This is a genomic window from Paenarthrobacter sp. DKR-5, assembly GCF_018531425.1.
Classification (GTDB): Bacteria; Actinomycetota; Actinomycetes; order Actinomycetales; family Micrococcaceae; genus DKR-5.
Map to the genome: position 1 here is coordinate 539872 of NZ_JAHBOI010000003.1, position 13838 is coordinate 553709.

12 protein-coding genes are annotated in these 13838 nt (G+C 69.2%); 7 read left to right on the forward strand and 5 right to left on the reverse strand.

Going from position 1 to position 13838, the window contains the following annotated elements; all coding sequences use genetic code 11:
* Positions 1-34 precede the first annotated feature (34 nt).
* Entirely contained in the window at positions 35-1630 is a 1596-nt protein-coding gene (locus KIH31_RS18310) for a DUF4439 domain-containing protein (protein WP_214426682.1), read from the reverse strand.
* Positions 1631-1766: 136 nt separating this feature from the next.
* Here KIH31_RS18310 and rimP point away from each other — a divergent pair, with 136 nt between their 5' ends.
* The 5 genes from rimP to rbfA all read left to right on the forward strand — a co-directional run bounded on the left by rimP (position 1767) and on the right by rbfA (position 7388).
* Positions 1767-2396: a ribosome maturation factor RimP gene (gene rimP / locus KIH31_RS08740; RefSeq protein WP_214426683.1), complete on the forward strand. Its 630-nt coding sequence runs from the start codon at positions 1767-1769 to the stop codon at positions 2394-2396.
* 1 nt (position 2397) lies between these two features.
* Positions 2398-3375 carry a transcription termination factor NusA gene (nusA, locus tag KIH31_RS08745; RefSeq protein ID WP_214426684.1) on the forward strand — a complete coding sequence of 326 codons (978 nt, stop codon included), beginning with the start codon at positions 2398-2400 and terminating at the stop codon, positions 3373-3375.
* A gap of 101 nt (positions 3376-3476) precedes the next feature.
* The gene (locus KIH31_RS08750; RefSeq protein ID WP_214426685.1) at positions 3477-3806 is read left to right on the forward strand and encodes a YlxR family protein; all 330 of its coding nucleotides are present in this window, start codon (positions 3477-3479) and stop codon (positions 3804-3806) included.
* A gap of 141 nt (positions 3807-3947) precedes the next feature.
* On the forward strand, positions 3948-6782 hold the full coding sequence (infB, locus tag KIH31_RS08755; protein ID WP_214426686.1) for a translation initiation factor IF-2: 2835 nt from the start codon (positions 3948-3950) through the stop codon (positions 6780-6782).
* Positions 6783-6899: 117 nt separating this feature from the next.
* Positions 6900-7388, forward strand: coding sequence for a 30S ribosome-binding factor RbfA (gene rbfA, locus KIH31_RS08760; RefSeq protein ID WP_214426687.1), 489 nt, complete (start codon positions 6900-6902; stop codon positions 7386-7388).
* Positions 7389-7515: 127 nt separating this feature from the next.
* Here rbfA and KIH31_RS08765 read toward each other — a convergent pair whose 3' ends face one another.
* The 4 genes from KIH31_RS08765 to KIH31_RS08780 form a co-directional block, all read right to left on the reverse strand.
* On the reverse strand, positions 7516-8271 hold the full coding sequence (locus KIH31_RS08765; RefSeq protein ID WP_214426688.1) for a maleylpyruvate isomerase family mycothiol-dependent enzyme: 756 nt from the start codon (positions 8269-8271) through the stop codon (positions 7516-7518).
* Positions 8271-9095 carry a fumarylacetoacetate hydrolase family protein gene (locus KIH31_RS08770; protein WP_214426689.1) on the reverse strand — a complete coding sequence of 275 codons (825 nt, stop codon included), beginning with the start codon at positions 9093-9095 and terminating at the stop codon, positions 8271-8273. Before KIH31_RS08770 ends, KIH31_RS08765 begins: the two co-directional genes overlap by 1 nt.
* A complete protein-coding gene (locus KIH31_RS08775) occupies positions 9092-10225 on the reverse strand; it encodes a cupin domain-containing protein (RefSeq protein ID WP_214426690.1) in 1134 nt (377 codons plus the stop codon). Before KIH31_RS08775 ends, KIH31_RS08770 begins: the two co-directional genes overlap by 4 nt.
* A gap of 109 nt (positions 10226-10334) precedes the next feature.
* Positions 10335-11156, reverse strand: a complete 822-nt coding sequence (locus KIH31_RS08780; protein ID WP_214426691.1) for an IclR family transcriptional regulator — start codon at positions 11154-11156, stop codon at positions 10335-10337.
* A gap of 48 nt (positions 11157-11204) precedes the next feature.
* Here KIH31_RS08780 and KIH31_RS08785 point away from each other — a divergent pair, with 48 nt between their 5' ends.
* The gene (locus KIH31_RS08785) at positions 11205-12590 is read left to right on the forward strand and encodes an aromatic acid/H+ symport family MFS transporter (RefSeq protein ID WP_214426692.1); all 1386 of its coding nucleotides are present in this window, start codon (positions 11205-11207) and stop codon (positions 12588-12590) included.
* Positions 12583-13836: an FAD-dependent oxidoreductase gene (locus tag KIH31_RS08790; protein WP_214426693.1), complete on the forward strand. Its 1254-nt coding sequence runs from the start codon at positions 12583-12585 to the stop codon at positions 13834-13836. The genes KIH31_RS08785 and KIH31_RS08790 overlap by 8 nt, the downstream gene beginning before the upstream one ends.
* Positions 13837-13838: the final 2 nt, after the last annotated feature.

The following is a 13838-nucleotide window of genomic DNA, read 5'->3' on the forward strand; positions in this document are numbered from 1 at the left end:
GGCGCTAGGAAGGTGAGGATTCCCTTCCTGGGCCTCAACCGAGCCCGGGCGCGGCCGGAAGGCGGCCGTCCCAGGCGTGGCTGCGCTCGGCGGCGCCCACCAGACCGGCAATGGCTTGCTGCCGGTCCTCGCCGGTGCTGACTGCCACCAGATCGCCGTAGACAGCAGCAAGGTCCTGTTCGAGCGAGGCCAGCGCAGCTGCCGGATGATCCGTGAATCCAGGGGCAAGGGCGTAGCCGGGCTCTGTTCGCGGTATCGCCAGGCACCGCGACGCGAGGACCGCCCGGGCGGAGTCGAGCGCGACGCGGTGCTGGTCGAGCATCCGCATGGCAGATGAGAATCCGGGTTCGGGCAGCCGGGTGGTGGCGACCTGGTAGCCGTAGACGACCTTCAACTCCGCAGCAACGGCGGCCTGCAGCGCGGTGGCGGAATTCACTCCTGGACTCGGGGTGACCGGGGCGTCGCAGTGTTGCCCCGCCGAGGGTGAACCGGAGGCTCCGGGCAGCGGCGTCGCCGGATCGGCTTCCGGGGAAGCCGGGACGGGGGCCGCGGCCACGGCCGGAAGGCCGGGCGCGGGGAGGGCCGCCGCCGTGGCCAGCGACTGCGCTTGGAGGAGCTGGCCGGTGCCGGACGCGGCGAGCACCCGGGCGACTCCGCCGTCAACGGTGACTGCGTCCGCCAGCGACCGGCGGCCGCTGTCCGCGAGGGCTGCGACGAGGGCAGCCGGCGAGGGTGCCGGGGAAGGGGATGCTGAGGTTGCCGGGGATGAGGAAGCGGCTCCGGGTGCCAAATCCGCTGCCTCCTCGCTGAGGGCTTGCTTCAGGGGTCCAAGGACGGCGCCGAGGGCGGGTTTCGCGGCAGCCAGGGCGCCCGCATCGGAAGCGAGCGACAACGTCCGTTGCCAGGCGGCCGACCGGGCCTGCTCGGTGGCGTCCGGGTTGGAGGAACGCAGCGTCCGGTCCCGGAAGACACCCGAACCGAGGCTGATGATGAGCACGGCCAACAGCGCGAAGAGGGCCACCCGCACGGCGGTGGCGGCTCCCGAATGCTTGCGCCGGGCGGGCACGGCTGCGGGTGCCGGGCTGCTGGGCTGTAGGCGGTCGGCGTCGCGGTCGGCGTTGCCGTTGGGGGCAGGGCGCTGGCCCTTCTCAGGGGCAGGAGCCGGCCCGCGCAGGGCCGCTTCGCCGTTGCGTCGCTCGCGCCTGGATGTGAACACCGGGGCAGCGGGAGCCTCGCCGGACCCTGCCGGAGCCGGCTCGGTGTCCGGTTCCGGTTCCGGTTCGGCGACGGCAGGTGCGGGCTCGGGTTCCGGCTCGGGTTCCGCGACGGCAGGTGCGGGCTCGGGCTCCGCAACCGGCTCGGGTTCGGGTTCGCGCTGGGGTTCGGGTTCCGGCTCCACAGCCTCCGCGGCCGGCGCGGGCTCGGCCTTGGAGGCGGGTTTCGGTTCCGGTTCCCGCTCCGGCTGCGGATCCGCAACGGCCGGGGGCTCGGGTTCGCGCTGCGCAAGGGGCGCGGGCTCGGCCTGCGCGGCGCCGGCGGGCGGCCCGGCCGGAACGGTGACTCTGCGCGATCCCGGTCGTTTGGCGGCAGGCGCTTTGGCAGCTGTCTCGGCGGGATCGGCTTTACTCACAACAGTCGATGATCTCATGATCGGCGGGGTGGCGCCGCCGCACCAACGCTCCCGCGCCCCGGCGCATATTTGGTGCGCGGGCTGCTCCGAAACTCGGTAGGCTAGACCCCACAACATCATCTAATGGGAGGCGGCAATGACAGTCCAGCCCAGTCCTGACAACGCACCCGTACGCGGCAGTGCGCCTGGTCAAGGCGACACGAAAGCGGAGGCCGCACGGCTGCGCGAACTGTTTGAACCCACCGTTCAATCCCACCGGCTCTTCCTCGAAGACGTCAGTGTCAACATTGCCGGCTCGCACCGGACGGTCCACGTGGTGGTGGACCTGCCCGAGAACGAGTCCGGCGGTGTCGGCCTCGACGTGATCGCCGAGATCTCCAAAGAGCTCTCCGCCGACCTGGACCGCGACCCCAACCAGGACAGCCGGCCCTACGATCTTGAAGTTTCCTCCCCGGGCGTGAGCCGTCCGCTGACCGAGCCCCGGCACTGGCACCGAGCCCGCGGCCGCATGGTGAAGGTCAACGTTCTGCAGGGGGAAAACGTCACCGGCCGCCTGATCGACGTCGACGACGAAGCGGTGACCGTCAGGCCCGAGGTCGCGGTCAAGAAGGGCATGAAGCCCAAGCAGGGTGATCCGGTGCGCATCCCGTACGGGAAGATCCGCCGCGGAAATGTGGAGGTCGAGTTCACCCACATGGACGAGGTCATCCCGCACGAGGAAATGGTGGCAGCGGCAAGTACACGCGAGAAGGAAGAGGAGGCCTGAATTGGACATTGACATGAGCGCGCTCAGACTGTTGGAGCGGGAGCGCGATGTCCCCTTGGACCTGCTCATCCCCACCATCGAGCAGGCCCTGCTGGTGGCCTACCACAAGACCTCCGGCGCCCAGCAGCATGCCCGGGCCGAACTGGACCGCAAGAGCGGCCACGTGACGATCTGGGCCAGCGAGCTCGACGACGACGGCGTGCCGGTCGGCGAGTACGACGACACTCCCGTGGGCTTTGGCCGGATCGCCGCCAGCACCGCCCGGCAGATCATCCTTCAGCGCCTGCGCGACGTCGAGGACGACCACGTCCTCGGGGAATTCCGGGGCAAGGAAGGCGAGCTGGTCTCCGGGCAGATCCAGCAGGGCCACAACCCGCACATGGTCCAGGTCAAGCTGGGCACCGTGGAAGCGCTGCTGCCGCCGCCCGAGCAGGTGCCGGGGGAGAAGTACACCCACGGCAGCCGGCTGCGTGCCTACGTGGTGGACGTGCACCGCGGAAACAAGGGCCCCTCGATCACCCTTTCGCGCTCGCACCCGGGCCTGGTGCGCAAGCTCTTCGAACTCGAGGTGCCGGAAATTGCGGACAAGTCCGTCGAGATCGTGGCGCTTGCCAGGGAAGCCGGCCACCGCACCAAGATCGCGGTGAAGGCCAACATCCCCGGCATCAACGCCAAGGGCGCCTGCATCGGCGAAATGGGATCCCGCGTGCGGGCCGTGATGACCGAGTTGAATGACGAGAAGATCGACATCGTCGACTTCAGCGAGGACCCTGCGACGTTCATCGCCAACTCGCTCTCGCCGTCCCGGGTGAATTCGGTCACCATCGTCGATCCCGACACGCGCTCCGCCCGCGTCGTCGTCCCGGACTACCAGCTTTCGCTTGCGATCGGCAAGGAAGGCCAGAACGCGCGTCTGGCCGCCAAGCTGACGGGCTGGCGCATCGACATCGTCTCCGACGCCGTCCGGCAGGCCGGTTAAGGGCCAGCCTGCGGGAAGGCGTAGAATAGATAAGGCCGGATCAATCGACTGAGCGTCACGCGGGTTCTCAGCACGGTTCCAGTGAGCAGGAGGCGGACACCATGTCTACTGCTCCAGCAGAACCAGTGCGCACCTGTGTCGGATGCCGACGTCGGGAGATCCAGTCGAAACTGTTGCGGACTGCCCGGGCTGTCGACGAACGCGGCGTGAAAACCGTCGTCGTCGACACCCGGCGTTGCATAGCCGGACGGGGCGCTTGGCTGCACCCCGACCCGGCCTGTCTGTCCCTGGCAATTAAGAAGCGTGCTTTCAACCGTGCCTTCCGAGGCGAGGCTGAGACTGCGGACCTCAAACGCCGGTTCAGCGCAACCAAGGACGCTCCGGCGTCCGCTGCAACAACCGTCCAACCTGAAAGCGGGTCAGAAAACTGATGGAAACCCGATGAGTTCCCAGCGATGAGTACTTCATTGTGCTCTGCCGCCGGCGCGGGTGTCCTCCTCGAGGGCGCTGCGCGCAGCAGTAAGAATTAGACGGTTCGTACCTGGCTCGGTGCGGACCGAGACAGGAGAAATGTGGCCAAGGTCCGCGTACATGAGCTCGCCAAAGAGCTCGGTATTACTTCCAAAGATGCAGTAGCAAAACTGCAGGAACTGGGCGAATTCGTTCGCTCCGCGTCCTCGACAATCGAGGCGCCCGTCGTGAAGAAGCTTCGCGACGCCTACCCCCACGGCGCAGCGCCCAAGGCTGCGCCTTCACGTGCTGCAGCGCCGGCGCCCTCGGCTCCGGCAGCTTCCGCTCCCGCGCCCTCGGCTCCGGCCAAGGCTGCCGCCGAGGCCCCGCAGGCCGCCCAGCCTGCTGCTCCGGCAGCTCCGGCAGCTCCGGCCGCTCCCGCGGCTGCGGCTGGCGCTCCGGCTGCGAAGCCCGGCGTGCGCCCCGGCCCGCGCCCGGCTGAACCTCAGGCTCCGGCGGCCCAGGCCGGCCACGGTGCCGGTCCGCGTCCGGGCAACAACCCGTTCGCGACCTCCCAGGGCATGCCCCGTCCGGGCAGCCGCGGAGGCGACGGCGAGCGTTCGTCCGCACCCCGTCCCGGTGCTCCCCGGCCCGCTGGCCAGGGTGCCGGCGGTCCGCGTCCGGGCAACAACCCGTTCGCGACCTCCCAGGGCATGCCCCGTCCGGGCCGCGGCGGAGAAGCCGGCGAGCGTCCGGGTGGCCCCCGTCCGGCTCCCGGTGCAGCCGGCCCGCGTCCGGGCGCACCCCGTCCCGGTGCTCCCCGTCCGGGCGCACCGCGTCCTGGCGGTCCTCGTCCGACTCCGGGCATGATGCCCAACCGCACGGAGCGTCCGGCTCCCGCGGGCCGTGGCGGCCCCGGTGCCGGCGGTCCGGGCCGCGGCCGTCCGGGTGCGCCCGGTACCGGCGGCGGCGGAGCTCCCGCCGGCGGCGGCTTCGGCAAGGGCGGCCGCGGACGCGGCGGTACCCAGGGTGCCTTCGGTAAGGGAGGCGCCGGCCGCGGCAAGCAGCGCAAGTCGAAGCGGGCGAAGCGGCAGGAACTGGAGCAGATGAGCGCACCGTCGCTGGGCGGCGTGAGTGTGCCCCGTGGCGACGGCAACACCGTCGTGCGTCTGCGCCGTGGTTCCTCCATCACGGACTTCGCCGACAAGATCGAGGCGAACCCCGCCGCACTGGTGACCGTGCTGTTCCACCTTGGTGAGATGGCAACGGCAACCCAGTCGCTGGACGAGGAAACGTTCGAACTGCTGGGCGCCGAACTCGGCTACAAGATCCAGGTGGTGTCCCCCGAGGACGAGGAGCGCGAGCTGCTCGACTCGTTCGACATCGACCTTGACGCCGAACTGGAAGCCGAAGGCGACGAGGAACTGGAGGCACGTCCTCCGGTTGTGACCGTCATGGGCCACGTCGACCACGGTAAGACCCGCCTGCTGGATGCGATCCGGAACTCGGACGTCGTGGCCGGCGAGCACGGCGGCATCACCCAGCACATCGGTGCCTACCAGATCGTGCACGACCACGAGGGCATCCCGCGGGAAATCACCTTCATCGACACCCCGGGCCACGAGGCGTTCACCGCCATGCGTGCCCGTGGTGCCAAGGTCACCGACATCGCGATCCTCGTGGTCGCCGCCGACGACGGTGTCATGCCGCAGACGGTGGAAGCTCTCAACCACGCCCAGGCGGCCAATGTGCCGATCGTCGTGGCCGTGAACAAGATCGACAAGGAAGGCGCCAACCCGGACAAGATCCGCGGCCAGCTGACCGAGTACGGACTGGTTCCGGAAGAGTACGGCGGCGACACGATGTTCGTGGACGTCTCCGCACGCCAGAACCTGAACATCGAGGAACTGCTCGAGGCCGTCCTGCTGACCGCGGACGCCGCGCTGGACCTGCGTGCGAACCCGAACAAGGACGCGCGCGGTGTGGCCATCGAAGCGAACCTGGACAAGGGCCGCGGCGCGGTTGCCACCGTGCTGGTCCAGTCCGGAACGCTGCACATCGGCGACAACATTGTGGCGGGCACGGCTCACGGCCGCGTCCGTGCAATGTTCGACGAGGACGGCGAAACCGTGGAGGAGGCGGGCCCGTCGCGCCCCGTGCAGGTGCTCGGCCTCTCGTCCGTGCCGCGTGCCGGTGACACCTTCCTGGTGACCGACGACGAGCGCACGGCCCGTCAGATCGCTGAGAAGCGTGAAGCCGCGGACCGCAACGCCCAGCTCGCCAAGCGCCGCAAGCGCATCAGCCTCGAGGACTTCGACAAGGCTGTGGCCGAAGGCAAGGTCGACACGCTTAACCTCATCCTCAAGGGTGACGTTTCCGGTGCGGTCGAAGCTCTGGAGGACTCGCTGCTCAAGATCGACGTCGGCGAGGACGTGCAGCTGCGCGTCATCCACCGCGGCGTGGGTGCCATCACGCAGAACGACGTCAACCTGGCCACCGTCGACAACGCCATCATCATCGGCTTCAACGTCCGCCCGGCGGAACGTGTTGCCGAACTGGCCGACCGCGAGGGCGTGGATATGCGCTTCTACTCGGTCATTTACGCGGCCATCGATGATATTGAGAACGCCCTCAAGGGCATGCTCAAGCCGGAGTTCGAGGAGGCCCAGCTGGGCACCGCGGAGGTCCGCGAGGTCTTCCGTTCCTCCAAGTTCGGAAACATCGCCGGTTCCATCGTGCGCACCGGCATCATCCGCCGGAACAGCAAGGCTCGCCTGGTGCGGGACGGCGTCGTGGTGGGGGACAACCTCACCATCGAGTCGCTGCGCCGCTTCAAGGACGACGCCACCGAGGTCCGGGCGGACTTCGAGTGTGGTATCGGCCTGGGGTCGTTCAACGACGTCAAGGAAGCCGACATCATCGAGACCTTCGAGATGCGGGAGAAGCCGCGGGCCTAGCCCCGCGGGTCCCCGGGAGCACCTCGGTGCCTCCGGGGACGCCCGGCCTGTCGCACGGGGGCGGATGGCTTCGGCTGTCCGCCCCCGCGCGCGGAACCAACCAGGAGGAGAAGAACAATGGCTGATCCGGCTCGCGCCGCCAAACTGGCGGACAGGATCAAGGTTGTGGTGGCGCAGGCGCTGGAGCGCCGGGTGAAGGACCCCCGCCTGGGGTTCGTGACCATCACGGACGCGCGGGTGACCAACGACCTGCAGCACGCAACGGTGTACTACACGGTCTTCGGGGACGACACCCAGCAGGCGGACACCCGCCGTGCGCTGGAATCGGCGAAGGGTGTGCTCCGCCAGGAGGTCGGCCGCAACATCACTGTGCGGCTCACCCCGACGCTCGAGTTCGTGCCGGATGAGATCCCGGTGAACGCCAGCCACCTCGAGGAGCTGCTGCGCACCGCCAAGGAGCGCGACGCCGAGGTAGCCCGGCTGGCGGCCAACGCGCGCCACGCCGGCGACGCGGACCCGTACAAGCGGGACGAAGAGATCGACGAGGACGCCAACGCCGAGGCGGCGGGGGACCGCCGTATCGACGAAGACCGCCTCGAGGACTGACGCCGGCTCAGGGCCGAAGCCTGCCGGCGGGGTCATTCCACGCTGCGGCTCGCGAATATGCAGCTGATGCCGCCTCCGCACCTGCGGAGGCGGCATCACTTGTATATGCGCGAAGGTCTGCGGCCGCTCAGATCCACTTGGGCGCGGCCGGCGCGGTGCGAGCGGCACCGGTGCCCGGCGCGACCGCGGTCACGCCGCCGTCGCCGCGGCCCGCTGCCCACTCAACGATGGCTGCCAGGGTGCCGGTGACGACGGTGGCGTCCACCGACGCGGTGTCCCCGAATGCAAGGTCCCGGTCCGTGACCTTGACTGCCAGCCCCTTGTCGGTGCCGCGGGCCTTCCACGCGCCGGTGATGTCCAAGAGCAGCCGCTCGAGCACGGCCACCGGGATGTCGCGGAAGGACGCGCCGTTGTCCAGGTCGACGGCGTGCATCCAGACTTCCCGGCTGCGCATCCAGACCGTCTCGCTGGCCGGGACTTCGCGGCCCTGCGCCGTGCGCACCGTGTGCCGCCACGCGTCCTCCGGCAGGTCGCGCCATTCCACATTCAGGTGCACCGCCGAGTGGTCGAACAGGTGCCGCAGCGCGATGGGGCTCAGCGTGGCGCCAAACTCGATCTCGTGGTTGCGCACCTCGGGCGAGGGATACATCGGTGTTTCCACCCCGGTTGCCGCCCACTCGATCAGCCGGGCGACGGCCCGGGCGTTATAGCCGATGTGGGCGGTGACGTGGCGGCGGGTCCAGCCCGGCAGCAGCGACGCACCGTCGAGGTCCGAGTCCGAGAGCTCGTTGAGCTTGCGGGCGAAGAAAGCTGTGCCGCGCCGCGCCTGCAGCAGCGCCGCCAGCAGCTCCGGGTCCGTTGTCAGGTCGTGGCGGGCAACCATCAGGCTTCCTTGACCACGCGGTTCTTCAGCTGTCCCAGCCCGTCGATGGTGGTGACCAGAAGCTCGCCGTCCTGCAGGTAGCGCTTCGGCTCCTGGGCGTGGCCCACGCCGCCGGGCGTCCCTGTGGCAATCACGTCCCCGGGGTTCAGCGTGATGATGGTGGAGATGTAGGAAACCAGGAACTCGGGCGTGAAGACCAGGTCCCCCGTAGGGGTCTGCTGCTGGATCTCGCCGTCGACCTCGGAGGTCATCAGCGGACCGGTCGTGAACTCGTCCTTGGTGACCAGTGCCGGCCCGAACGGGGTCGACTTCTCCCAGGTCTTTCCCTGCAGCCACTGGATGGTCCGGAACTGGTAGTCCCGCATGCTCACGTCGTTGAGCACCGCGTAGCCGGCGATGTGGTCCGCGGCGTCGGCTTCGCTGATCCGGCGGCCCTTCTTGCCGATGACGACGGCGAGCTCGGCTTCCCAGTCCACGGCGTCCGATTCCCGCGGCAGTGCCAGATCGTCGTAGGGGCCGATCAGGGACTCGGGGTACTTGGCGAACAGGGTCGGGAACCCGGGGACTTCCCGGCCCATTTCCTTGATGTGGTTGCGGTAGTTGTGGCCCACGCAGATGATCTTGCCGGGGGAGGGGACGACGGGGTCGAGGTCCGCGCCTTCGAACGGGTGGGTGGCACCGTGCGCGGCGCGCGCGGTGGCTTCCCAGTCCGCGGAGCGGAGCAACTCGCCGACGTCGGCGAAGCCGTCGACCTCGGTGAGCGTATCGCCGTCCTGGCGGACCGCTTTCGTCCCGTTGACGGTGCGCAGGGTGAGGAGTTTCATGCGTTCTTGCGTCCTTCGGTGTAGGTGCGGTTGAAGCTCAGCCGTTCGAAAATCGGGGCGTCGCTGAAGCGGAAGAGGTCGAACTCGGTCTCGGCTTGGAGGGACCAGGCAGCCCAGGACGGAACCACGAAGAGATCGCCCTTCTCCAGCGTCCGGGTCTCGCCGTTGAGCACCACGGAGCCGCGGCCTTCGAAGACCTGCCAGACGCTTGAGCCGACTTCGTGCAGGGTCTCCGTCGCGGCTCCGGCGCGGAGGCGGTGGAACTCGGCGCGGATGGTCGGCATGACGTCGCCGCCGGTGGTGGGGTTCGTGTAGCGGACCGCGGCGTGGCCCTGGGACACAGTGGCAGGGTGGCCTTCGTCCTCGAGCAGCAGCTGCTCCCGCAGGGCCCTGTCGGTGTACTCCCAGCGGTAGGCCGCGATGGGGGAGCTGGTGGTGTCGTCCAGGCCGGAGAGCGGACGCAGCCCCGGATGGGCCCACAGCCGCTCGGAGCGGGAGATGTCCGGGGTGGCCTCGTCGGTGACGCGCTCGGTGCCGAACTCGAAGAACCCGGCGTCGGCGTAGTGCACGAACGGAATGTCCAGGCCGTCGATCCAGGCCATCGGCTGGTCCGTGTCATTGTGGTGGCCGTGGAAGTTCCAGCCCGGGGTAAGCAGGAAGTCTCCGCGGGACATCCGCACCGGGTCGCCGTTGACGACGGTCCAAACGCCTTCACCTTCGACGACGAAGCGGAACGCGTTCTGCGAGTGGCGGTGTTCCGGGGCGGTCTCGCGTGCCCCGAGGTACTGGATGGCGGCCCACAGCGTGGGTGTGGCGTACGGGGTGTTTCCCAGGCCCGGGTTGGCGAGGGCGATTGCGCGGCGTTCGCCGCCGCGGCCGACGGGAACCAGGTCGCCGGCACGGGCCGCCAGCGGGTACAGGTCGTTCCACCGCCAGACGTGCGGGACCGCCCTGGGGGAGGGAACCATCGGCATCAGGTCCGCGATCTCGGTCCAGAGCGGGATCAGGTTCCCGCGGTCGAAGTCGCGGTAGAGCTGCTCCAGCTGGGCAGCCTCCTCGGTAGTCGGTTCCGGGGCTGCGTGCCCCGCGGCCACTGTTTCATGAGTCGTGTTCTCGGCGCTGATGGACACGGGAGCCTCCTAGGTTCATGGGAACGTTCTTCGACGTACTCCCGACGCTACGCAGGCCGCGGTGTGATCTCCAACATATTCTGGCTGCCAGAATTGAGGTTTGCCGGGCTCAGCCCTCCTCGGCCGGGTTGGCGGCGATGTCGATCTCCAGCTGGCGGCAGGTCTCCCGCAGCGCCGGCAGCAGGCCCGCATCGAACACCTTCCGGAAGCGGGTGGCGGGCGTCGCGACGCTCAGTGCCCCCACCACTGCGCCGCGTTTGTTGTGCAGTGCGATCCCGAGCGCGCTGACACCCTCCTCGGTGCCCTCGAAATTCGCCGCGAAACCATTGCTGCGCACTGTCTCAAGTTCCCGGAGGAAGGCCGGGTATTCGTCATCGTCAATGGTGTCTCCGCCGATCTCCGCGTTGTGGCTGCGGAAGAGCTGGTCGATCATCGCCGTGTCCAGCTCGGCCAGCATCGCTTTGCCGCCGGAGGTCCTGTTGGCCGGCATCACCGTGCCCTGGCGGTCGCCGACGCGCAGCACGTTGGTCCCCTCCACGGTCGCCAGGAACCGGACCTTGGTGCCCACCCGCACCATCAGATTGACCGTCTCGTTAAGCCGGGCGGAGAGCAGTTCCATGTGCGGCTGGGCAAGCGTGCGCAGCAGCCTGGTCCAGCCCAGCCCGGCGGGACCGACTCCCATCGCCGGCCCGGGTACGTAGCGCCGGGTTTCGTCCTGCACGGCGAACCCGCGGTAGACCAGCATCGCGAGCAGGCGGTGGGCGGTCGAGGGTGCGACCCCCAGTTCTGCGGCGGCATCCTTGAGCCGCAGGGCTCCTCCGTCGCGGAGCAGCTGCAGCAGCTGCAGGGCATTGTCCACCGCCTCAATGGAGTAGGTCGGCCGTTTCTGGATCGGCTTGCGGGGGGACCGGGCCGGGGATGTGTTCTGCACAACAGAATTGTATTGTGACCCCGATATAGGCGCCACCACAGTAGTGGCATGCATCACACAACTTCCGCTGCAGCGCCGGAGCGGCCCGCCTCCCAGGCCGCCGAACCTGCCCGCCAGCCTGCTCCCCGGTTTTCCAAAGCGTCGGCCGCTGCCGTCCTCGTCTGCTGGCTCCTCGTGGTCTTTGATGGTTACGACCTCATCGTCTACGGGACCGTCCAGTCCTCCCTGATTTCCCAGACCGGCTGGGGGCTGACCAAGGCCACCGCCGGAACCATCGGTTCCATGGCATTCCTCGGCATGATGATCGGTGCGATCTTCGCCGGCCGGATGGCCGACGCCTGGGGCCGGCGCCGGACCATCCTCGGATGCGCCATCCTTTTTTCGCTCTTCACCATCCTCTGCGCCTTTGCGCCCAACGCACCCGTCTTCGGGGCCCTTCGGCTCCTCGCCGGCGTTGGCCTTGGTGGTTTGGTTCCCTCGGCGAATGCCCTCGTCGCCGAGCTGGTCCCCACCAAATGGCGGTCCACGATCGCGACCCTGATGATGTCCGGCGTCCCGATCGGCGGTTCCGTCGCGGCCCTCGTGGGCATCGCGCTGATCCCTGCCTTCGGCTGGCCGTCCATGTTCCTCGTGGCAGTTCTCGCCATGCTGATCGTCGTGCCGCTCGGACTGAAGTACCTTCCCGAAACGCTGGCTTCGGCCGGCACCGCCGGGACAGCCAGCACTGCCGGGACAGCCAGCACTGCCGGGACAGCCAGCACTGCCGCGACAGGAACGGCTTCTGCCGGGCAGGCGCTCCGGGCGCCCAGGAGGCGCTCGGGCTTCTCCTCCCTGCTGCGTGCGCCGTACCTCGGGGTCAGCGTGCTGTTCGCCCTCGCGACGCTTGCCACCCTCTTTGCCTGGTACGGACTGGGCACCTGGCTGCCCAACCTCATGCAGCTGGCCGGCTACAACCTCGGCTCCGCCCTCACCTTCGCGCTGGCCCTGAACCTCGGCGCGGTGGCCGGCTCGGTCCTGACCGCCTGGGCGGGGACGCGCTTCGGCCCGGTTCCGACGGCGATCGCCGCAGCGGCCGTCGCCGCCGTCGCCCTCGTGGTGCTCGTGAGCGGGCCCCCGGTCGGCGTCGTCTACCTCATGCTGGTGCTCGCCGGTGTTGGCACCCACGGCACCCAGTGCCTGATCATCGCCGCCGTCGCGAACCGTTACCCGGAGCACCTGCGCGGGACGGCCCTTGGCTGGGCGCTGGGCACGGGCCGGATCGGCGCCGTCGCCGCCCCGCAGATCGGCGGCCTCCTGCTGGCTGCCGGCCTCGGCGTCAACTCCAACTTCCTCGCCTTCGCCGGCGCAGCCGCCATCGCCGCGGTGCTGCTGGTCGCCGTCGGCATCAACCTCAAGACCACCCCCTCAATCCCTCAAGGAGCAAGCAATGTTTGAGCACGCCACGTCCACCGACGTCCTCGTCGTCGGCGGCGGAATGGCCGGACTGGCCGGAGCCCTCGCGCTGCGGGAAAACGGCGCCAACGTCACCCTCGTGGAGCGGGCCCCCGAATTCGGCGAGGTCGGCGCGGGGCTGCAGATGGCGCCCAACGCCTCCCGCGTTCTCAAGCGCTGGGGGCTGCTCGAAAAGGCCCTCGAGATCGGCGTCCAGCCCAAGCACCTGGTCTTCCGTGACGCGCTGACCGGCGAGGAGCTGACGCGCCAGACGCTGGGCGGCGAGTTCGCCGAACGCTACGGCGCGCCGTATGTGGTGATCCACCGCAGCGACCTGCACCGGGTGCTGCTCGAAGGCTGCGAGGCCGCCGGCGTCACGCTGGTCAACGACGTCACCGTCGAGAGCGTCGAGACCGTGAACGGCCGCGGCGTGGCACGGACTGCCGGGGGCACGGACTACGAAGCCGACGTCGTCATCGCTGCCGACGGACTCAAGTCCGCGCTGCGCCCGCTGGTGTCCGATGACGAGCCCGTCTCCTCCGCGTACGTGGCCTACCGCGGCACCGTCCCGATCACCGAGGACACCCCGAAGGCCGATCTTGAGGATGTCATCGTCTACCTGGGCCCGGACTGCCACCTGGTGCAGTACCCGCTGCGCAAAGGCGAGCTGCTCAACACCGTCGCTGTGTTCAAATCGCCGTCCTTCGAGCGCGGCGAGGAGCAGTACGGCGGGGTGGATGAGCTCGAAGCCGCGTACGAGGACTGCGTCCCGCAGGTCCAGGCCGCGCTCAAGAACCTGGCCACCGGCATCCGCTGGCCCATGTACGACCGTGAGCCGATCGAGAACTGGGTCGCCGGGCGGATGGTGCTGATGGGCGATGCGGCCCACCCGATGCTCCAGTACCTGGCCCAGGGCGCATGCCAGGCGCTTGAGGACGCTGCCGCGCTGCAGGATGCCAGCAGCGGCACGGTGTTCGCCGAGGACGGTGTGCATCCAGGGGCGTGGGAGACCGCGATCAGGGAGTTCAACGACGTCCGCGCCGCTCGGACCGCCCGGGTCCAGCGCACGGCCCGCGTCTGGGGCGAGTCCTGGCACGTCGCCGGGCTCGGCCGGACGCTGCGCAACCTGCTCTTCAAGAGCCGGAAGGACAACGACTTCCAGTACAACGACTGGCTCTACGGCCAGCACGGCGACGGCGTGCCGGCGGTTGACGCGCCGTCGATCGCAGCGAGCCGCGTTCCTGCCTGACC